An 18750-nucleotide genomic window follows, 5' to 3' on the forward strand; every position below is an offset into this window, starting at 1 on the left:
TCGGGCTACTTCACCGTCACCTTGGCCTTGCTGATGAAAAAGCCATGGCCATGCTTGCCGGTGCAGGTCAATCCCTTGGTGGATGACTGGCAGGAAAACGGGCCCTTACTCCAGCTGGCGCCGTACGCCAGCCTGGTGACGCCGCCGCAGCAGCCTTGCTCGCCCGGATTCTTGATCAGCGTCGCCGGACCTTTCGGGCCGAGGATGACGGTGACGTAGCTGGGCTCGACGCGCGAACAGCTCAGTTCCGGTCCGCCATCCTGTGGCTCGTAGGTGCTGGTGCCGCCGTTCGGCGTGTAGATGCAGCCAATATTGCCGGACGGCGTGTTGAACTCGATCTGTCCCTCGGCGTTTGCGGGAACGGTCTGGCTGCCGGCATATGTTTGCGGCAGCCAGAAAAATGTTGCGAGCGTCGCGACAAAAAATGTCCGTGCAAGCATGGCGAACTTCCCCCCGGTTCAAACCTGGATGCGTCCGGCAGGTTCAATCCGAAGCGCGTGTTTGTCAAACGCGGTTTGTGCGCGCTCTTAAAAAGGCACGGGCTAATTGATATTGATCTTCATCCTGGACTGTGTCGGCAAAGTCATTGCTTGGCCGACTACGGGTCCTGACAAGGCGGCTTCAACCACGAATCATACGGTCACGTTCTGGCCGCCGACGAGGCCGGACTGGCCGTGAAGGCGAGTCAGGCTGTGAAGATCGACCGCTGGACGGCGCTTCTATGTTCACAAAGCTGTGTGAAGACCTTCCCCAGGGGAAGGTCTCTACTTGCTCCGGCGCAGGCAAGTAACTATTTGAAATTGCGTTGGTATTCCGCCTCTCGAAGCATGACGACATAGCGCCGTGATCATTCATTCTGTTGCTCCACTGCAACGGCCGGCGAGCTAAGCCACCTGCGACTGGTGAAAAGCTAATGGAAAATGATCAATTGGTGTTACTGTCCGTAACAAAAGAAAAATCGTTTGGGCGGGATAGTGATTCGGGTCGATAGACCAACGCGACATTCAATATCGGAAAAATGGCTCCGCGGTGCCGCAAGGCAGTCGCCCCTGACGCCCGTATCGTCGATGCGCAGCTTCTGGGGACTGATGCGGGCCTACTGGTTCTCGGACAAGTGGGTCGAAGCCTGGACGCTCACCTTGGTAATAGGCTTGCTGACAGGGCTCTCTAGCAAAGCCGACGTCTGGTTTACCGTGGCGGCGGCTGAACTATATACCTCAATCGCTTTTTTTCACGACGCCGCGAATACCACGCCGCTCAAAACGTTGCTGACCAATGCCGGCCTGCTCGTGCTGCTGGTCGTGCTCAAGGACATGGGCATTACCAGTACATGCAAGTTTGTATCGGCGACATTGCATCGCAAATGGCGCGGCTGGCTAGATAGCCGCTTCAATGCGGCGCTACTCGACCCCAACCATTCACACTACCACGCCCAGCATGGCTCGTCCGGCACGGCAGCGCCCGACAACATCGACCAGCGCGTGCAGGAATCGATCAAGGACATGACAGGCGGCGCTATTGGGCTTGCCATGGGCGTATTCAGTGTCTTTACCTCGCTCTACTTTGTCGGTGGAGCTTTGTTGGCAAATTCTGTGGAGGTAAAAGGACTCGAGTTCCTCGGCAGCTACGGGAGTGTCGTGCTTGCTCTGCTGGCGGTCGCTCTCTACGTGCCGTTCAACACCTGGATCGCAGTCAAAATCGGCGGAATGCTGGAGTGGCTCAACATCAGGATGCAGAAGGCTGAAGGCAGCTATCGGGGCGAACTGATCACGTTATTGCGCCGCAGCTTTCATGTGGCGGCCTCGCAAGGCGAAGTCGTGCAGAAGACGATACATAGCCGGCTCTATCTCGACATCGATAGGACTTGGTCGAAGTTCAACATCGTCAACACCATCTATTCGGGATTCGAATCGGTCTATAACTTTGTCGGTGCCAAAATTGTCGCCTTCGGGCCTGGCCTTGTGCCGTTCATCCATAACGGCCTCGACCTCAAGGGTTACATAACAGGTTCCGAACAGGTCAACGCGCTGATCAGCAAATGTTCGTGGTTCATCCATGTCATGCCAAGTCTTGCCACGTTGCGCGCCAACAGCTTGCGCGTCATTGAATTGGCGCAGGCGATCGAAAACGTCCAGCACCCGCAGGAATTTTATCAGCAGACCGGCCGCTCCGATTTTCGCTACGACCGCCAAAACCCGGTTTTCGGCCTGACCATCCAGAAGCTCGAACTGGCGCATCAGGGCGAGGACGCAACGCCCTTCCTGAGTGCTGCAAATTTGCGCTTCCGGCGTGGCGAGTGGACTTTCCTCAAGGGCGAATCCGGCTGCGGCAAGACCTCGCTGATTAAGGCGATCAACGGGCTGTGGCCTTATGGCCGCGGTACCATCGTCTTCCCGGAAGGGGTCAGGAGTTTCTACGCCGCCCAGGAGGTGAAGCTGCAGCAGGTCTCGTTGAAGCAACTGGTCTGCCTGCCCGGTTCCGAGCATGATTACGCCGACCTGCAGGTCGCATCCGCCCTGCACAAGGCCGGCCTCGGCGATTTCATCGAGCATTTGGCCGATGAGAGTCGTGAAGGAAAGATCTGGGATCAGGTTCTCTCGGGTGGGCAGAAACAGAAGCTGGTTGTCGCCCGCATCGTGCTGCAGCAGCCGGGATTGCTGTTCCTCGATGAAGCCACCGGCGCGCTCGACCCCGATGGACGGATCGCCTTCCATCAGGCGATCAAGGACAATTGCCCTGATGCAACTGTGATCTCGATCATGCATGAGGCGACGCCGCCGAGATCGCTCGCGGGCACCGAATTCTACCACAGCGTGGTTGCGATCGCCGACGGCGTCGCCACCAAGAAGCCGCTGGTTCCGAGCTTGCCGGTAGAGCTCACCACCATCCTCACGCAGCCGACGCGGCCGGCCGAGGACAAATGGCTGCGCTTTCCCCGCCGGCTGAAGCAGAGATAGCCGCGGGCACCACTGCCGGCATCCAGCCAGCCTGCCACGTCGCCCGATCACAGTCTCGCGATCCAGTCGGTTTGCCGCCGCTTTAACCCGCTCTCGCGTTTGACTCGGCAAGGCGCGCTCCTATGTTGCGCCGGCTTGCAGAATCTCAACTCAAACCCGCGAGCAGAAAGGTCACCGCGCCATGCCTGGCGACAGTCACAGTCGAACGAAACCGCCGTCCGCTTGACGTGACCCGACAGGCTCACGTCCTGCCGGACGGCAAGGAGTGAGCCATGAACGAGTTTTCCCCTGTCGCGGGCGGCGATGCCAACGCCATCGCTCGCGTACTTGCCAACGAACACGTCGCCGACATCGTCGAGGCCTTGAACCAGGAGCCCCGCGAGACGGCATCGGAGCTGCTTTGCGAAGTGCCGTTCGGGCGGCTGGTCGAGATCTTCGACCAGCCTGAACTCGACGGCGCATCCGAACTGGTCGAGGCGCTGCCCCGCATCAAGGCAGGCAGACTGCTTGCCGCCATGTCGGTCGATCGCGCCGCCGACATACTGCGCGATCTGAACGAGCCGGCTCGTTCCGAACTGCTCGGTGGCCTGGCGCCACCGCTGCGCGCGACGCTGCTTGCCATTCTCGGCTATCCCGAAGGCAGCGCCGCCTCGCTCATGACGACCGAATATGTCAGCGTGCCGCCGGACTGGAGCGTGGCCCGCACGCTGGATTACATCCGCAAGGTGGAGCGGACGCGCGAAACCGTCTACGCGATCTACATCGTCGATCCGCAAACGCATGTCCTGTTGCGCTCGACCAGCCTGCGTCGACTGATCGCTGGCGAGCCGGATCAGCTGATCATAGCAATAGCGCCGGATCGTGCGCCTATCACCGTTTCACCGCTGACCCATAGTGAAAAGGTTGCTCAGTTGATCTCGAAATATGATCTGCTCGCCGTTCCGGTCGTGGACAACGGCAAACTGCTCGGCATCGTTACCATCGACGATATTATCGACACGATGATCGAGGAAACGACGGAGGATGTGCATCGTTTCGGCGGCATGGAGGCTCTCGACGAGCCCTATATGAAGATGGGCTTTCTGGCGATGATCCAGAAACGCGCCGGCTGGCTGTGCGCGCTGTTTATCAGCGAGATGCTGACCGCCAACGCGATGCAGAGTTACGAGGGCGAGCTGGAAAAGGCGATCGTGCTGACGCTATTTATTCCATTGATCATGAGCTCCGGCGGCAATTCCGGCTCGCAGGCGACCTCGCTCGTCATCCGGGCGCTGGCGCTGCGCGAGATCGGCCTTGGCGACTGGTGGCGGGTGGCATTGCGCGAGCTGCCCACCGGCTTGGTGCTTGGCTCGATTCTTGGCGTGGTCGGCGTCTGCCGCATCGCGCTCTGGCAGTATCTCGGCTTCTACGACTACGGCCCGCACTGGCCGCTGATCGCAATTACGATCGGCGCCACGCTGGTTGGCATCGTCACCTTCGGCTCGCTGTCTGGATCGATGCTGCCGTTCGCCCTGAAGCGCATGGGCTTCGACCCGGCCAGCGCCTCGGCCCCGTTCGTCGCCACGCTGGTCGACGTCACCGGGCTGGTGATCTATTTTTCTGTGGCGCTGGTGATCCTGCGCGGAACGTTGCTGTAAGAAAACTCACGCACTTCCATCGCGGCAATTTCGTTGCCGCGATGGGTTGTCGTCGCGTCAGACGCGCTCACCATCTCTCACCCGGTAAGCCGGCTTGTACATGGTGACGAGTTCTTCCGCGGCGGTCGGATGCACCGCCATGGTGCGATCGAAATCATCCTTGGTCAGGCCGGCCTTCAGCGGTATGCCGAGAAGCTGCGCCATTTCGCCGGCATCCGGCCCGAGGATGTGGGCGCCGAGGACCTTTTTCGAGGCGCCGTCGACGACCAGCTTTATCAGCATCTTTTCGTCGCGGCCGGAAAGTGTGTGCCGCATCGGCCGGAAGGTGGCGCGGTAGATTTCAACATCCGAAAAGCGCTTTGCCGCCTCATCCTCCGACAGGCCGACCGTACCGATCTCGGGCTGCGAAAAGACTGCGGTAGCGATCGTGTCATGGTCGGGCGCCGTCGGCTTGTCCTTGAAGGCGGTCTCGACGAAGCACATCGCCTCGTGGATTGCCACCGGCGTCAATTGCACGCGATGGGTGACGTCACCGATTGCCCAGATGTTGTCGATGTTGGTGCGGGAGTATTCGTCGACGTGGATTGCCCCGGTTTTGGTCATCTCGATGCCGACGCCTTCCAGGCCCATGTTCTCGGTGTTGGGAATGCGGCCGATGGCGAGCATGACCTGGTCGACCGTCAGCACCGTGCCGCCGGTGACAAGCGCGTCGAGCCGGTCGTCAGGCCGCTTCCTGACCCACTCGGACACGGCGTGGCAGAGGATTTTTATCCCCTTCTTTTCCATCGTCTCGTGCAGCATGCGTCTGAGGTCCATGTCGAAACGGCTGAGGATCTCCTTGCCGCGGTAGACCAGCGTCGTGTCGACGCCGAGGCCGTGAAAGATGTTGGCGAATTCGACGGCGATATAGCCGCCGCCCTCGATCATGATTGCCTTCGGCAGTTCCTTGAGGTCGAAGGCCTCGTTGGAAAAGATGCAGTGCTCATGGCCGGGCAATGCCGGATGCGGCGCCGGCCGCCCGCCGGTAGCGATCAGGATCTGGTCGGCGGTAACGGTGCGATCCTCACCAAGAAGATGCACCACATGCCGATCGACCAGGGTGGCGCGCGAATGAAAGACCTCGCCGCCGGCGCCCTGCACGTTCTTCTTGTAGATGGCCTCCAGCCGGCTGATTTCGCGGTCCTTGTTGGCGACCAGCGTCTGCCAGTCGAAACGCGCCTCAGGTACCGTCCAGCCATAACCGGCGGCGTCGGCGAAATGCTCGGGGAATTGCGAGGCGTAGACATAGAGCTTCTTCGGCACGCAGCCACGGATCACGCATGTGCCGCCATAGCGGTATTCCTCGGCAATGCCGACCCGCTTGCCGAGTGCGGCCGCGACGCGCGCCGCCCTCACCCCGCCGGAGCCGCCGCCGATGACGAAAAGATCGTAGTCGTAACCGGCCATGGCTGAACTCCTTGCCCCTCAAACCCCGAGACAGGTAGGCTGCCGACTATCAAAAGAAAAGCCCGGACTTGCCGGGCTTTTGGTCCAGTGGCGGTCAGGCGGCTCGGAAGTCCGCAATCAATTCGGTGTAGCGTCCGCGGGAGCTGCGCCATCGGCCGGAGCGGTACCGTCGGCAGGTGCAGCCGGCGCCTTGGCATTCGCCGCTGCACCCAGGGTCTCGCCGACCTGCTGGGCGAGATCGCGAGCCAGGCCGTTCTGCCAGATCTCGGCAGCCTTCACCAGTTCGCGCGTCACGATCGGGCCGTTGTCGAGCAGCTTCTTGCCGGAATCGGAATTGTAGAAGGCGGCGATTTCATTGAGTTCCTTTTCCGAGAACACCTTTGCATAGGCGAGCGCCGCTTCCTTTTCCAGGTCGGCGCGGCGCGATGCCAAGGCCATCGCCTTCTCGTTGATCGTCTTGGCGATCAGTTCCTGCATGTCCGGGTTCTTCTGGATCAGCTGCTGCTCCAGTGCCGCGGCCGCTTGCGGCAGGATGCTGTCGAACGTATCCGTCGCATGGATCGCCGCGACGGCGGCGCGCGCCGCCTTCAGATGCGCATCGGTGACGTCCTGCGAAGACGCAGGCGACGAAAACGCGAAAACGGCCGAGGCCGCCAGAATGGCAAAAAAGCGGCCAACCCGGTTATGCAACATCATGATCGGTAAAACTCCCTGATTTTCGGGCGGCATGGACGGTTTGGATGCCGTCGCCGCCGGCTATGATGGCCGTTGATGCCAGCCCGATGAAAAGACCATGCTCGACCACGCCCGGAATGGCGTGGAGAGCATTCGAAAGCGCTCTTGTATCCGGAATGCGGCCAAAAGATGCATCGAGGATAAAATGGCCGCCGTCTGTAACAAATGGCTGGCTCCCCGTCATCCTCAATGTAACAGGGCCGGAAAGGCCAAGGTTTGCAGCCGCCGCGCCGACCGCAATTTCGGTGGCGCGCAGGCCAAACCGGTTGACTTCGATGGGCAGCGGAAAACGGCCGATCATCTCGACCATCTTGGAGCTGTCGGCGATGACGATCATGCGGGCGGAGGCCGCCGCGACGATCTTTTCGCGCAGCAGCGCGCCGCCGCCGCCTTTGACCAACGTCAGCGCCGGATCGATCTCGTCGGCGCCGTCGATGGTGAGGTCTAGCTCGGGGGTTTCCTCGAGGGTAGACAGCGGCACACCAAGCTCGGTGCAAAGGACGGCGGTGCGCTCCGAGGTCGGCACGCCGATGACAGTCAGGCCGGTGGCGACCTTGTCGGCGAGCAGCCGCACGAACTCGTCCGCCGTCGTGCCGGTGCCGATGCCGAGCCGCATGCCATCCGTGACATGGGCAAGCGCTGCCCGCGCGGCCTCAACCTTCAATTGCCTCGCATCCATACCGGGTCCCGAGATTTGTTTCGGCGCTCGTAGCATTTTTGCCGGGCTGGTCAAAGGACCTTGCCCGCGGTGGATAAGCCGGCTTGCCTGAACGGGCCGCAGCGGTTATCGCCTGCCGGCAATCAAATCGTCACAGGACAGGCCATGACCCGACCGATCATCGTGTTCGACCTCGACGGGACGCTGATCGACACGGCGCCGGACCTGCTCGACAGTCTCAACCACAGCCTTGCCGCCAGCCAGCTCGCGGCCGTCGACGAAGCCGGCTTCAGGCGCTTCGTTGGCCATGGCGGCCGGGTGATGATCGAGCGCGCCCACGCAGCGCAGCACAGGTCGCTGGCAGTGGAGGAGCACGATCGCCTGCTCAAGCTGTTTCTGGACCATTACACCGTTAACATCCCCGGCAAATCGCGCCCCTATCCCGGCGTCCCCGGGGCGATCGCGCGGTTCGAGGCGGCCGGCTACCTGCTGGCCATCTGCACCAATAAATACGAGGCCAATTCGGTGGCGCTGATCGAGGCGCTCGGCATGACCAGGCATTTCGCGGCGATCTGCGGCCAGGACAGTTTTCCGTTCCGCAAGCCCGACCCGCGCCATCTCACGCAGACCATCGCGCGCGCCGGCGGCGACCCGCATCGTGCGCTGATGGTCGGTGATTCGCAGACCGACATCGACACGGCAAAGGCCGCCGGCATTCCGGTGGTGGCAGTCGATTTCGGCTACACCGACCGCCATGTGCGAGAGTTCGAACCGTCGGCGGTGATCTCGCATTTCGATTCGCTGACGCTTGATCTGGTCCAAGGGCTGATGGCCGCGGCAGAAGGCTGAAGCCGGACCTCAGGCGGCCGCAGATGCCGATCGACAAGTGGTTGACTTCGCAGGCCGGCCTCCCTTATATCGCGGCGCGCTTGGCCTTCGGGCAACGAGCGGGCGATTAGCTCAGCGGGAGAGCACACCCTTCACACGGGTGGGGTCGCAGGTTCAATCCCTGCATCGCCCACCATCTGCTTTCCTGAATCAATTCCAAGTCAGAGCGGCTAGTGGTCAAAATCTGACGCTTGGTGCCGAAGCAGTAGGCCCGCTCTGGGTAAACCTGCCTTTCGCTCCGGCTGCTGAAGCGGCTTTATCGCGCCTACTGCAAGCATATTGCCCATTCGGCAAACTCGCGCGTCGAGGCCGTTTTCAGCGGCGCGAAGCAATCCCCGCCGCCTCGGAGCGGCTGGAGCGCCCGTCGCGGTCATCAAGCGGTCGCTCGCTACGCTCCCGCTACGGACTCGATGTCACCCATTGTGAGGCCGCAGCCCGATCACGGTCCGCGCTAAACCCAACCCGAACCAAAGTGTCCACAGGGACATCACCAGTGATGCCACGACCCAGACGAAGCTGCCCAGGGTGACTCCGAGCCACATGCCCAGGGGCCAACCGAGGAAGGCTCCAATTCCGGCCACGACTGCGATGTACGATGCCCAGACCGGCGTGGCTCGGTGAGTGGTCTGCGCCTCGTTGCCAGCGATCACGGCAACGGCCAACGCCAAAAACATGAAGCCGTTAGCCTTTCCTTCGGAAAATGCCCACCAGGCCTCGAAAGTTGCCGTGTCCCCGGCGGCAGCAGCGGCGGAGACCACTGTGGCCTCGGCCACCGCGGTCGTCATGGTCCAGAGCGCGCCGACAGTCAGCACACCCCAGGCAGACAACGTCCACCACGCCTCGGTGAGGCGCGATCTGGCCGCCAGCACGATCAGACCTGTCAGGACGAACAGTGATAGCGCTACCGCGGAAACCCAATGGATGATCGCCCATCGGACAGGGTCGTCGGTGATGACTCCCATCTGGCGACCCATATCGGGATCGATCGGACCATGGCCGACCAGCGCGCCTGCCAGCAGGATAGAGGCGATCGCAAGCCAAACTCCTGCTACGCGCGTTCCTTCTTCTGTGTTTGCCATAGAGACCTCGCACAGTAATGGTCCCATGTCCCATCTAGCGCCAGATTTCAAACGGTTGCAAGATGGCCAATGATCGGAACGGGTCAACTGACGCCGTAGCATTGCCACGTCTGTACGACCGGAAAGGGTCGGAACAGATAATCCGCATCGGGCACCAAGCGTCAGATTTTTACCACTAGCAGCTGCAGGTCGCCCCCTCGCCGCCAAAATTCTTTGGGCGAAATTCAAGGCGCTGCTGTAGCTCGTATAGCTTTGGAACTGGCAAACGTTGGAGCCGGCCCGCACCTCATCTGCTCGATATCCCAGAACGAAACCTCGATGCGGTCGTCGGCGCAATAGACCGTATAGCGTTCAGGTTCTGGCGCCTCGGCTTTCTGGACAGGCATCGAAATGGCCGGAATGGAAAATATGAAAAGTACAAATATGATGGCATGACGCATTTGCATGTAAAACCCGAATGACCACCGGCACTATTACGGCCGCGATGTTGAGGCGACGCATCATGATTTTAAGCATTCGCCGTGTTCTTTCGGCAGCCATAAGTCAGGCACGGCCGGCGCCTCCTTGTAGCGCAACGGTCCGCTATCCCGGAACAAACCTACATAGAAACGAGTTTCTGCTGATCGAGATGTGAGGGAAAGCCATGTCCAGACTTGTTTTGGCGGCCGCCGTGCTGCTTGTCGGCGGATCGGCCTTTGCCGCGGACGAAAATCCGGTGCCGCCGCAGAATGCCAAGAAGCTGTCGGAAATCATCGCCAAGGTCGAGCAGCGCGACGACTTCCGCTACATCAAGGAAATCGATTGGGACAGCGATGGCTACACCGTCATTTATTACACGAGCGACAAGGCGAAAGTCGAAATCACCTACGATCCGGTGACAGCCGCGCCGAAATAGTCGCTGCCTGCAAAGGTTAGCATTCGAAAAAGGCGCGCCCGGAGGCACCCGGCCTTGGGCATGCACTTGCGCAGATATGACTTTGATGGCTGACTGCGGTGCTATCATTGCGCGCGGGGGTGGGCATGGCGACGGTAAAGCACGTATTGAAGCGCTTTCTGATGATGCTCGCGGGTTATTTCATAGCGGTACTGGTTGGGCTGATCGCGGTGGCGGCGATCTATGGCGGGCTGAGTTCGCTGCCAAATGCGCCGAATTATTTCGACGTCATGGGTGTCACCCCCGTTGCGGTGCTGCTGTTGCCGCCGCTCGGCATGTTCATCTATTTTCTGACGATCGTGCTGACCGGCCTGCAGACGCTGATCTTCGCACTGATTGCCGAGTTTTTCTCGCTGCGCAGTTTTTGGCTGCACATGGTCTTCGGCGCGGCGGCCGCGGTTGGCGGCTTCGCCTTGATCTGGCCCAATGTACCGGATGACACGAACCCGGAGCGCTGGGCCGATATCGGCATCATTGCCGCCGCAGGCGTTGTCGCGGGCCTGGTCTATTGGCTCATCGCCGGACGCGATGCCGGTTTCCGGCGTCCACTGTTTCAGCGCTAGAACCGCATTCGTCAGCTTGCCGGCGAACGCACCGCTTCCGTGCTGTCGAGCGCCTGCTGCAGCCTTGTATCGCGGCCGTAGACGTCGTTGAAGTATTCGACCTTGCCTGACAGGTCCGGCCATGCGGTGAAATAGGCGACATAGACCGGGATATTGCGTGTCACGTCTTCGGTCGAATGGCCGTGTTTCAGTTTGTCCTCGATGTAGTCGACCGAGGTGCCGAGCACGGCAGCGGCCATGCCGCGCGGATCCTGCAAGCGAACGCAGCCATGGCTGAGCGCGCGCATGTCGCGCTGGAAAAACGACTTCTGCGGCGTATCGTGCATGTAGATGGCATGCTTGTTGGGGAACAGTATCTTCAGCTCGCCCAGCGCATTGGCCTCGCTCGGCAGCTGGCGCACGCCGTAGGGTATCTTTGCGCCGTAGGCGCCCCAATTGACCGAGGACGAGGGAATGCGCTTGCCGCGGGCATTGACCACCTCGTAGCCGGCGCGATCGAGATAGCCAGGATCCCGGCGCAGCCGCGGCAGCATCTCGTTGACCAGGATCGACTGCGGCACGCCCCAGTAGGGATGGAAGTCGACCTGCTCTATCTGGTCATAGAAGAAAGCAGTCTGGTTGGTGGGCCTGCCAACCACGGCGCGGGTCTTCAGCTTCTCCTCGCCATCATCGATATAGCTCGCGGTGAAAGCCGGCTGGTTGATGAAGACGCGCGGGCTGCCAAGGTCGGAAGGCAACCAGCGCAACTCTTCGAGCGCAACCCGAACCTTCTGAATTTTGTCGGCCTTGGACGTTCCGGCCAACGATGCAACGGTACGCGGGCCGATGACGCCGTCGCCTTTCATGCCGGCCCGTTTCTGCACCGCCTTGATCACCGGCACCAGCTCCGGATCGTAGACCTCGCTGGTAGCGAGCCTCGCCAGGACCTCGCCATAGGCGCCGCCCATCTCGTCATCGAGATTGCGCGCGATCTTTGTCAAAAGCTTCGGCAGCTCGGGGCTGGTCTGCCCCGGCTTCAACAGCAGATTGGGATCGATGGTGATTTCGTCTTCGGCGCTGGCCTGGAGCGCTTCCAGTTCGACGCGCAGCGCCTGATACTCGGAATTCTGTGGATGCCGTGACTGGAGATAAGTGCGCACTTGCTGGGTATGGGCCAGCGTCTTCAGCACCCCTTCCATGTCGAGCGGCTTCGGCGGAAAATCGTAGTAGCCGGTCATGCGGTTGGGATCGACGCGGCCGCTTTGTGCGTCACGGGCGTAGCGCAGGACACGCGCCGACAGCGCCATCTCGAAGCGGACCAGCTCTTTCAGGCGTTCATCGGCATTGCCCACCGATGTGCCTGCTGCCGGAACTTCGACGGTGTAGTCGGCGGGCGTCAGGCCGTAGCTCGCGGCCTCGCCCAGCACCCGCACCGCATCCTGGGCGCGGCTGCTGGGACTGATTCCCGTCACCCAGATGAAATCCGGATTGGCCGAGTAATAGGCGATCAGCGCCTTGGCGATGTCCTTCTCGGCGTAGAGGTCATAGCCGTCGAGGCCGGCAATGGCTTCGCGGAATGCAGCCCCGGTGGCCGCCGGCTCGAAAGCAGCGTCCTGAGGCGTTGCCGGTTCAGGCGCTGCCGACAGTGCCGAAAAATCGACGCGCACCAGCGGATCGCTCTTGTAGGTATAATAGGACGGGCCGCTGATTTGCGCACCACCACCGCCCCCACCATCGGAAGCGGCCGGCGCCCTGGGCTTCGGCTTGTATTTTGACGGTGGCGGCGGAAAGTTACCTTTCGGCGGTGCGTGTTTGACGCCGCCGCCGAAAAGCATGTCGAAGAACCCTTGCGCTTCAGCCTTCGGCGCCGCGAAGGCCAGCATTGCCGCGGCCAGCGCAAACGGCAGCACGGTTGCTTTGTTTCCAAGGAATTTCATGGATCACCCGCTCCGGTTGAACCGGATCCCGTTCCGCACCGCTTTCACGGTCTCGCCCACCCCATGGCGGATGTAAGGCGTGACTACACTGATTCATACTGATTTCGTTAAGCTTTCATAAATTTCGGAACGTCTGTTGCAGAACGGTTTCACAACGTCGTGACGGGGGGAGCGAATCCGCCGTCGCTCCCGACCAATGGTAGTGCCCGTGAGCCAAACCTCAAGCGTTGGCGCCGCCGTCGATGGTCAATGCCGCGCCTGTCACGAAGCGCCCTTCGGGGCCGGCAAGCCACGCAACCATGCCGGCGATCTCGTCGGCCGTGCCGAAGCGAGGCATCGCCATCTTCTGACGCTGATGCTCGGCGTGCGGGCCGCCTGCCGGATTCATGTCGGTATCCGTCGACCCCGGATGGACGACATTGGCGGTGATGCCGCGCGGACCGAGATCGCGTGCAAAGGCCTTGGTCAGGCCAACCAAGGCAGCCTTGCTGGCCGAATAGGCGCTCAGGCCGGCGTCCGTGGCACGCTCGGCCAGATTGCTGCCGATCGAGATGATCCGGCCACCCTCGCCCATATGCGCTGCTGCCGCCTTGGCGGCGACGAACGGGGCCCTGAGGTTGACCTCCATTGTCTCATCGAAATCGGCAAGCGACAGGACATCGATCGGCGCAGCGCGCCAGACGCCGGCGCTATTGACCAGGATGTCGAGCCGTTCGAAGGCTTTTGCTGCCTCATCGACTGCCGCCTCGATCGCCCCAGCATCGCGATTGTCGGCCTTGATGGCAAAGGCCCGGCCGCCGGCCGCCTCGATTTCCCTGACCACCGCACGCGCCCCTTTCTCGCCATTCACATAGGTGATCGCCACGCCTGCGCCGTCGGCCGCGAGCCTTCTTGCGATCGCCGCACCAATGCCGCGGCTGCCGCCGGTGACGAGGGCGGCCTTGCCGTTCAAGCTTCTGGATGACATCTGCTTCTCCATTTTGTAGTGATTGATACATAAATATCTGCCAGTCTTGCTGAACCACGTCAACGGAATTATGTATCGATCAATACAGAAAGGATGCCATGCCGGAACGAGGCCGCCCCCGCACCTTCGATCGAGCCGCCGCCTTGCGGCGCGCAATGGAAGTGTTTTGGGCCAAGGGTTATGAGGGCGCGTCGATAAGCGACCTGACCGCTGCAATGTGCATCAACTCACCCAGCCTCTATGCCGCCTTCGGCAGCAAGGAAGCGCTGTTTCTCGAGGCAACCGAGCTTTACACGCGGGTCGAGGGAACCGAGATCTGGTCCGCGCTGGAAAAGGCGCCGACCGCGCGTCAGGCGGTCGAGCGGTTCCTGCGGCAGACGGCCAGGGCCTATTCACAGACCGGTCGCCCGCAAGGCTGCCTGATCGCGCTCGGCGCATTGCACCAAGACTCAAGCCGCGGCGCCATCTGCGATGATCTGCGCCGTCGCCGCGCCGAAAACCGCGAAGCCTTGCTGAGACGCCTTGAGCGTGGCGTGGCCGAGGGAGAGTTGCCGGCCGATTTCGACTGCGGTACGGCCGCGACCTTCTACGCGACCGTGCAGCACGGCATGTCGATCCAGGCGCGCGACGGCGCGTCGCGCTCGGCTCTTCTGGCGACGGTGGACGGGGCAATGGCGGCTTGGATAGCGATGGCCAGCACCGGGGCGGCATGACGGTCGAAACCGGCTGACAAGAACGATATTCAGGTCACTGCAGAGACGGCTCCAGCCTGCCGGCAACGAAGCCAACGGCACGCTCCACCACACCCCTGTCGGCGAGAATGCGGCGGTGGCCGAGCCCGTCGGCCCAGTAAAGCCGCACATGGTCTCCGGCGCGCGTGTAGAGCCTTGCATGCTCGGCGGACACTTCGCGGTCGTCCGGCGCGTGGATCACCAGCGTCGGCAGCGGCGTGCTTGCGAGCTGGCGGTCACCGGTGAACTCGTGCAACGGCCGGCCGGCGATGCGCTCGACCCGGTCGGCCATGGCGGCCTGCGAGCGCGAGCCGACATTCAGCATGCGGCTGAAATCAGCGAAGATCGCCGGCAGCGAGCTCGGCGCGGCGATAAGCACCAGCCGCCCGGCCGCCAATCGCGGGATGTTCCTGATCGAACCGGCGACGGCGTTGGCGGCAACGGCACCACCGAAGGAATGGCCGACAATGGCCGCGAACGGGCCGAACCATTCGCCGGCAACCCGTGCCGCATCGACCGCACTGACCAGGGTAAGCCGGCGGCCCTGCGACTGGCCGTGGCCCGGCAGATCGAGCGAGACCACCTTGTAGCCGGCATCGCGATAGGCTTCGATCAGCGCGCGCATGTATTCGGTGCGCGAACGCCAACCATGGATGACGAGCACGGTGCCGGCAGTCGCCCTGCCCGGCTCGGGCCGGAATTCATGCACCATGACGCAGCCGGTTCTGGTCTTTAGCCGGTGATGGCGTGCCTGGGTCATGAAATCGGCGGCGCGATCGATTGCGCGGCGCTCGCCTTCGCTCAAGCTCTTCTCGTGCGGCGTGCGGCAGAACAGCTCGAATGCAGCACGCCCGGTGAGTCGCGGTGCCACATGCTCAGCCACGCCGAACGTGCCGCGGATGACCTTCAGTCCAAATGATGCCATAGTGGCGATCCATTCATTGGTTCAAGCATGAACATAATAGTTCAAACATGAACATTAAGCAAGAACTGCCCTGGGACAACCCGCGTTTTCGCAACTGGGTCGCGGTGGCGCGCGCCTGCCATGTGGTGGAACGCACCCTGGCGGTGAAGCTTGCGCCGCTCGACCTGAAGCCGGCGCAGCTCGACGTGCTGATGAACCTCTACCGTCATCCCGGCATGTCGCAGCACGACCTTGCTCGTCGGCTGCTGGTCGGCCGCTCCAACATCACCATGCTTTTGCCTCAGCTGGAGACCCGTGGCCTGCTGCGCCGCGAGGGCGACGAGAAGGACAAGCGCGTGCTGAGGCTGACGTTGACAGAGGCCGGCGAGGCACTGCTGATGCAGGCGCTGAAGGTCCATATGGCGCTGATCGAGAAGGCGATGAGCCAGTCGACGCCGGAACAATGTGACATGATCGGCGAACAGATGCGTAGGGTTGCCGAGGTTTTGAAGACCGCCTGACAGCCCAGTGCTCCACCACCAAATGCTTCACCACATCGATTTTTTCGCGCGCTCGGGCCATTCCTTGTCGTAGACTTCGCCGTCAATGTTCTTGCGGCTGGTGATTTCCAGGATTTGGCCGGGAGTCGGCAGCGATCTCGGGTCGACATGCCTTGCCGGATTCCACAGTTCCGATCGGTGGATGGCGCGGGCGCACTGGAAATAAACCGCATCGATCTCGATGATCGTCACCGAGCGCGCCGGCTTGCCCTCGACGGCGAACGAGGCGCAGAGCCCGGTATCGGTGGTGATGTGGGCGCGGCCATTGACGCGCAGCGTCGTGCCGGAACCCGGCACCAGGAACAGGAGCGCGACGCGCGGATCGCGAAGGATGTTCCTTAGCGAATCGGCACGGTTGTTGCCGCGCCGGTCCGGCATCATCAGCGTTTTCGGATCGTGGATGCGGACGAAGCCGGCGAGATCGCCGCGCGGCGAGCAGTCCAGCCCTTCTGGCCCGCAGGTTGCGAGCGCGGCAAACGGCGAAGCCTCGATGATAGCTGCGTATTCGCGAATCAGCTGGTCGAGTTCCTTGACCACCGACGCCTCGCCGGGCAGGCCATAGAGCGCTTCAAGCTGTTCGATGCTGGTGATCATGGACATGGTTTCGTCTCCAAAGCTTTGCCGGCGCTACTCCAGATGGATGACGTTTTCACGACAAGTGCCCGTTTGCCGGTCATCAGGAAACGGGTGTCGAGGCAACGCAAACAAGGGCAAACCGCTTTACCTGCATGATCGTGCCAACGGATACGGAGGTCAAAAATGGATAAACCGCTCGACCGGCGACGCACCGCCATGGAACTTATTGAAAACATGTTCAATGTTGAAATGCGTTTCCTGCAATCAGGCTCGGAGAGCCTCGATGTGCTTGCCGGCGCATTTCATGCCGACATTGTCGTGCATGAGCCGCGCTCCCTGCCCTATGCCGGTGACTGGAACGGCCTCGACGGCGTTGGCGCCCTTTTCCGCAAAATGCGGGAAATCTGGAGCGACGTGGCGGTGGAGGACCTTCAGGTCGCCCAAAACGATGACACGGTGTTCATGAGCTGCTCGCTTTCGCTGACATCGCGGGCCAATGGTGCAACCATCAAACAGCCGTTTGCCGAAGTCTTGCGCTTCAAGGATGACCGGCTGATCGAAGGCACGCCGTTTTATTACGACACCAGCGAGATACTGGCGATCTTGCGTTGACCTGAGAGTCCTGCGGGATGCATTTCAACGGTCGCGGCTCAGCCCCTTCTCTTCCAGTTCGGCGAGATAGGCGGCCCAGCGTGCATCCTTCTCATGACCCAGCGTATGCAGGTAGTTCCAGGTGAAGATACCGGTGTCGTGGAAATCGTCGAAGGTGATGCGCACGGCATAGTTGCCGACCGGCTCGATCTTCAGAATCGCTACATTGCGCTTGCCGGGAACGGTGACGCGCTGTTCGGGCGAATGGCCCTGCACCTCGGCCGATGGCGAGGCGACGCGCAGCAGCTCGGCCGACAATTCGAACGGCTGATGGCCCGGAAAGGTGACGGAAAGCAGCTTGCGGTCCTTCGAGACCCTGAGTTCTTTTGGCGCTGTCATGCTGATGGATCCTGCGGAATACCACCCTTCCCTACGCCGCTTCGCGTCGAGGGAACAGGCCGTTTCAGAACTTCCGACATGATCTGTCGGCGTCGGAATGTTACCGATGATCGCGAGCTTCTATCTTGAATGCCAAGTTGGCTCGTATCACATAGCCATATATAACGAAGCCGTTCACGCCCACGGGAAGCGCACAAGCATGGATATGATCGATCCTTTCGGTCGCACGATCACCTACCTGCGCGTGTCGGTCACCGACCGCTGCGATTTCCGCTGCACCTATTGCATGGCCGAGGACATGACGTTCCTGCCGAAGAAGGACCTGCTGTCGCTGGAAGAGCTCGACCGGCTCTGCACGGTCTTCATCGAAAAGGGTGTGCGCAAGCTCCGCCTCACCGGCGGTGAGCCGCTTGTGCGCAAGAACATCATGCACCTGGTACGCCAGCTTTCGCGGCATCTCGAGAGTGGTGCACTGGAAGAGCTGACGCTGACCACCAACGGATCGCAGCTTTCCCGCTTTGCCACCGAGCTCGCCGACTGCGGCGTCAAGCGCATTAACGTCTCGCTCGATACCCTCGATGCCGACAAATTCCGCCAGATCACCCGCTGGGGCAATCTGGACAAGGTCATGGACGGCATCGACGCCGCGCAGGCGGCCGGGCTGAAGGTAAAGCTCAACGCCGTGGCGTTGAAGGACTTCAATGACGCCGAATTGCCGGAAATGCTGCGCTGGGCGCATGGCCGCGGCATGGATCTGACGGTCATCGAAACCATGCCGATGGGCGAGATCGACGCCGACCGCACCGACCAGTATTTGCCGCTGTCGCTGCTGCGCGCGGCTCTCGAACGCCAGTTCACGCTAAGCGACATTCCCTACAAGACCGGTGGCCCGGCCCGCTATGTCCAAGTCGCCGAGACCGGCGGACGGCTGGGCTTCATCACGCCGATGACGCATAATTTCTGCGAAAGCTGCAACCGGGTCCGGCTGACCTGCACCGGCACCCTTTACATGTGCCTCGGCCAGGAAGATGCCGCCGACCTGCGCGCGCCGCTGCGTGCGTCGGAAGGCAACGAGCTGGTCGCCGATGCCATCGACGAAGCAATCGGCCGCAAGCCCAAAGGCCACGACTTCATCATCGATCGCCGCACCAACCGTCCGTCGGTGTCGCGGCATATGAGCGTCACCGGCGGCTGATTTTTCGCCGATTT

Annotated in this window: 19 protein-coding genes and 1 tRNA gene; 10 read left to right on the forward strand and 10 right to left on the reverse strand. The window is 61.6% G+C overall.

Annotated elements, in window-relative coordinates:
- Nucleotides 1–5: 5 nt before the first annotated feature.
- Complete coding sequence (locus NKI52_RS18205; protein WP_023675039.1) at nt 6–440, reverse strand: hypothetical protein; 435 nt, start codon at nt 438–440, stop codon at nt 6–8.
- Between the two features lie 627 nt (nt 441–1067).
- On the opposite strand from NKI52_RS18205, the gene NKI52_RS18210 reads away from it, so the two are divergent.
- Both NKI52_RS18210 and mgtE read left to right on the forward strand, forming a co-directional pair.
- Nucleotides 1068–2957: an ABC transporter ATP-binding protein/permease gene (locus NKI52_RS18210; RefSeq protein ID WP_352456759.1), complete on the forward strand. Its 1890-nt coding sequence runs from the start codon at nt 1068–1070 to the stop codon at nt 2955–2957.
- A gap of 272 nt (nt 2958–3229) precedes the next feature.
- Nucleotides 3230–4594 carry a magnesium transporter gene (gene mgtE / locus NKI52_RS18215; protein ID WP_023675037.1) on the forward strand — a complete coding sequence of 455 codons (1365 nt, stop codon included), beginning with the start codon at nt 3230–3232 and terminating at the stop codon, nt 4592–4594.
- Nucleotides 4595–4651: 57 nt separating this feature from the next.
- On the opposite strand, the gene gor is transcribed toward mgtE, so the two are convergent.
- From gor to rpiA, 3 genes are all read right to left on the reverse strand, one after another.
- On the reverse strand, nt 4652–6040 hold the full coding sequence (gene gor / locus NKI52_RS18220) for a glutathione-disulfide reductase (protein ID WP_352698883.1): 1389 nt from the start codon (nt 6038–6040) through the stop codon (nt 4652–4654).
- Between the two features lie 117 nt (nt 6041–6157).
- Complete coding sequence (locus NKI52_RS18225) at nt 6158–6736, reverse strand: DUF2059 domain-containing protein (RefSeq protein ID WP_352568635.1); 579 nt, start codon at nt 6734–6736, stop codon at nt 6158–6160.
- Nucleotides 6723–7454 carry a ribose-5-phosphate isomerase RpiA gene (gene rpiA, locus NKI52_RS18230; protein ID WP_352456755.1) on the reverse strand — a complete coding sequence of 244 codons (732 nt, stop codon included), beginning with the start codon at nt 7452–7454 and terminating at the stop codon, nt 6723–6725. The genes NKI52_RS18225 and rpiA overlap by 14 nt, the downstream gene beginning before the upstream one ends.
- Nucleotides 7455–7598: 144 nt before the next feature.
- Between rpiA and NKI52_RS18235 the strand changes: the two genes are divergently transcribed.
- Both NKI52_RS18235 and NKI52_RS18240 read left to right on the forward strand, forming a co-directional pair.
- A complete protein-coding gene (locus NKI52_RS18235) occupies nt 7599–8282 on the forward strand; it encodes a phosphoglycolate phosphatase (RefSeq protein ID WP_352568636.1) in 684 nt (227 codons plus the stop codon).
- Nucleotides 8283–8382: 100 nt separating this feature from the next.
- Nucleotides 8383–8457, forward strand: a tRNA-Val gene (locus tag NKI52_RS18240).
- A 277-nt stretch (nt 8458–8734) separates the two neighbouring features.
- Here NKI52_RS18240 and NKI52_RS18245 read toward each other — a convergent pair.
- Nucleotides 8735–9400, reverse strand: coding sequence for a hypothetical protein (locus NKI52_RS18245; protein ID WP_156948025.1), 666 nt, complete (start codon nt 9398–9400; stop codon nt 8735–8737).
- 643 nt (nt 9401–10043) lie between these two features.
- On the opposite strand from NKI52_RS18245, the gene NKI52_RS18250 reads away from it, so the two are divergent.
- Nucleotides 10044–10295, forward strand: coding sequence for a PepSY domain-containing protein (locus NKI52_RS18250; protein WP_023675031.1), 252 nt, complete (start codon nt 10044–10046; stop codon nt 10293–10295).
- Nucleotides 10296–10420: 125 nt separating this feature from the next.
- Nucleotides 10421–10897 (forward strand): hypothetical protein, encoded by a 477-nt coding sequence (locus NKI52_RS18255; protein ID WP_352568637.1) that lies wholly within the window; start codon nt 10421–10423, stop codon nt 10895–10897.
- 11 nt (nt 10898–10908) lie between these two features.
- Here NKI52_RS18255 and NKI52_RS18260 read toward each other — a convergent pair whose 3' ends face one another.
- Both NKI52_RS18260 and NKI52_RS18265 read right to left on the reverse strand, forming a co-directional pair.
- Nucleotides 10909–12813, reverse strand: a complete 1905-nt coding sequence (locus NKI52_RS18260; protein WP_352698886.1) for a L,D-transpeptidase family protein — start codon at nt 12811–12813, stop codon at nt 10909–10911.
- 220 nt (nt 12814–13033) lie between these two features.
- On the reverse strand, nt 13034–13780 hold the full coding sequence (locus NKI52_RS18265) for a 3-oxoacyl-ACP reductase family protein (RefSeq protein ID WP_352698888.1): 747 nt from the start codon (nt 13778–13780) through the stop codon (nt 13034–13036).
- A 98-nt stretch (nt 13781–13878) separates the two neighbouring features.
- Here NKI52_RS18265 and NKI52_RS18270 point away from each other — a divergent pair, with 98 nt between their 5' ends.
- A complete protein-coding gene (locus tag NKI52_RS18270) occupies nt 13879–14493 on the forward strand; it encodes a TetR/AcrR family transcriptional regulator (RefSeq protein WP_352568640.1) in 615 nt (204 codons plus the stop codon).
- Between the two features lie 34 nt (nt 14494–14527).
- Here NKI52_RS18270 and NKI52_RS18275 read toward each other — a convergent pair whose 3' ends face one another.
- The gene (locus tag NKI52_RS18275) at nt 14528–15436 is read right to left on the reverse strand and encodes an alpha/beta hydrolase (protein WP_352568641.1); all 909 of its coding nucleotides are present in this window, start codon (nt 15434–15436) and stop codon (nt 14528–14530) included.
- Between the two features lie 47 nt (nt 15437–15483).
- Between NKI52_RS18275 and NKI52_RS18280 the strand changes: the two genes are divergently transcribed.
- Nucleotides 15484–15936, forward strand: a complete 453-nt coding sequence (locus tag NKI52_RS18280) for a MarR family winged helix-turn-helix transcriptional regulator (protein ID WP_352698891.1) — start codon at nt 15484–15486, stop codon at nt 15934–15936.
- Nucleotides 15937–15963: 27 nt separating this feature from the next.
- On the opposite strand, the gene NKI52_RS18285 is transcribed toward NKI52_RS18280, so the two are convergent.
- The gene (locus tag NKI52_RS18285) at nt 15964–16575 is read right to left on the reverse strand and encodes a pyridoxamine 5'-phosphate oxidase family protein (protein WP_023675024.1); all 612 of its coding nucleotides are present in this window, start codon (nt 16573–16575) and stop codon (nt 15964–15966) included.
- A 159-nt stretch (nt 16576–16734) separates the two neighbouring features.
- Here NKI52_RS18285 and NKI52_RS18290 point away from each other — a divergent pair, with 159 nt between their 5' ends.
- Nucleotides 16735–17163 carry a nuclear transport factor 2 family protein gene (locus NKI52_RS18290; RefSeq protein ID WP_352698893.1) on the forward strand — a complete coding sequence of 143 codons (429 nt, stop codon included), beginning with the start codon at nt 16735–16737 and terminating at the stop codon, nt 17161–17163.
- Nucleotides 17164–17187: 24 nt separating this feature from the next.
- Here the strand turns inward: NKI52_RS18290 and NKI52_RS18295 are convergent, their stop codons facing one another.
- Entirely contained in the window at nt 17188–17541 is a 354-nt protein-coding gene (locus NKI52_RS18295) for a gamma-butyrobetaine hydroxylase family protein (protein ID WP_352456745.1), read from the reverse strand.
- A gap of 199 nt (nt 17542–17740) precedes the next feature.
- On the opposite strand from NKI52_RS18295, the gene moaA reads away from it, so the two are divergent.
- Entirely contained in the window at nt 17741–18736 is a 996-nt protein-coding gene (gene moaA, locus NKI52_RS18300; RefSeq protein ID WP_031211306.1) for a GTP 3',8-cyclase MoaA, read from the forward strand.
- The last annotated feature ends 14 nt before the right edge of the window (nt 18737–18750 follow it).

This window comes from Mesorhizobium sp. M0590 (genome assembly GCF_040320905.1).
Taxonomy (GTDB): Bacteria; Pseudomonadota; Alphaproteobacteria; order Rhizobiales; family Rhizobiaceae; genus Mesorhizobium.

What these genes read in the sequence shown, in the direction of transcription:
- NKI52_RS18205 (WP_023675039.1), bottom strand. Translation starts at nt 440, where the DNA reads ATGCTTGCACGGACATTTTTTGTCGCGACGCTCGCAACATTTTTCTGG.
- NKI52_RS18210 (WP_352456759.1), top strand. Translation starts at nt 1,068, where the DNA reads ATGCGCAGCTTCTGGGGACTGATGCGGGCCTACTGGTTCTCGGACAAG.
- mgtE (WP_023675037.1), top strand. Translation starts at nt 3,230, where the DNA reads ATGAACGAGTTTTCCCCTGTCGCGGGCGGCGATGCCAACGCCATCGCT.
- gor (WP_352698883.1), bottom strand. Translation starts at nt 6,040, where the DNA reads ATGGCCGGTTACGACTACGATCTTTTCGTCATCGGCGGCGGCTCCGGC.
- NKI52_RS18225 (WP_352568635.1), bottom strand. Translation starts at nt 6,736, where the DNA reads ATGATGTTGCATAACCGGGTTGGCCGCTTTTTTGCCATTCTGGCGGCC.
- rpiA (WP_352456755.1), bottom strand. Translation starts at nt 7,454, where the DNA reads ATGGATGCGAGGCAATTGAAGGTTGAGGCCGCGCGGGCAGCGCTTGCC.
- NKI52_RS18235 (WP_352568636.1), top strand. Translation starts at nt 7,599, where the DNA reads ATGACCCGACCGATCATCGTGTTCGACCTCGACGGGACGCTGATCGAC.
- NKI52_RS18245 (WP_156948025.1), bottom strand. Translation starts at nt 9,400, where the DNA reads ATGGCAAACACAGAAGAAGGAACGCGCGTAGCAGGAGTTTGGCTTGCG.
- NKI52_RS18250 (WP_023675031.1), top strand. Translation starts at nt 10,044, where the DNA reads ATGTCCAGACTTGTTTTGGCGGCCGCCGTGCTGCTTGTCGGCGGATCG.
- NKI52_RS18255 (WP_352568637.1), top strand. Translation starts at nt 10,421, where the DNA reads ATGGCGACGGTAAAGCACGTATTGAAGCGCTTTCTGATGATGCTCGCG.
- NKI52_RS18260 (WP_352698886.1), bottom strand. Translation starts at nt 12,813, where the DNA reads ATGAAATTCCTTGGAAACAAAGCAACCGTGCTGCCGTTTGCGCTGGCC.
- NKI52_RS18265 (WP_352698888.1), bottom strand. Translation starts at nt 13,780, where the DNA reads ATGTCATCCAGAAGCTTGAACGGCAAGGCCGCCCTCGTCACCGGCGGC.
- NKI52_RS18270 (WP_352568640.1), top strand. Translation starts at nt 13,879, where the DNA reads ATGCCGGAACGAGGCCGCCCCCGCACCTTCGATCGAGCCGCCGCCTTG.
- NKI52_RS18275 (WP_352568641.1), bottom strand. Translation starts at nt 15,436, where the DNA reads ATGGCATCATTTGGACTGAAGGTCATCCGCGGCACGTTCGGCGTGGCT.
- NKI52_RS18280 (WP_352698891.1), top strand. Translation starts at nt 15,484, where the DNA reads ATGAACATTAAGCAAGAACTGCCCTGGGACAACCCGCGTTTTCGCAAC.
- NKI52_RS18285 (WP_023675024.1), bottom strand. Translation starts at nt 16,575, where the DNA reads ATGTCCATGATCACCAGCATCGAACAGCTTGAAGCGCTCTATGGCCTG.
- NKI52_RS18290 (WP_352698893.1), top strand. Translation starts at nt 16,735, where the DNA reads ATGGATAAACCGCTCGACCGGCGACGCACCGCCATGGAACTTATTGAA.
- NKI52_RS18295 (WP_352456745.1), bottom strand. Translation starts at nt 17,541, where the DNA reads ATGACAGCGCCAAAAGAACTCAGGGTCTCGAAGGACCGCAAGCTGCTT.
- moaA (WP_031211306.1), top strand. Translation starts at nt 17,741, where the DNA reads ATGGATATGATCGATCCTTTCGGTCGCACGATCACCTACCTGCGCGTG.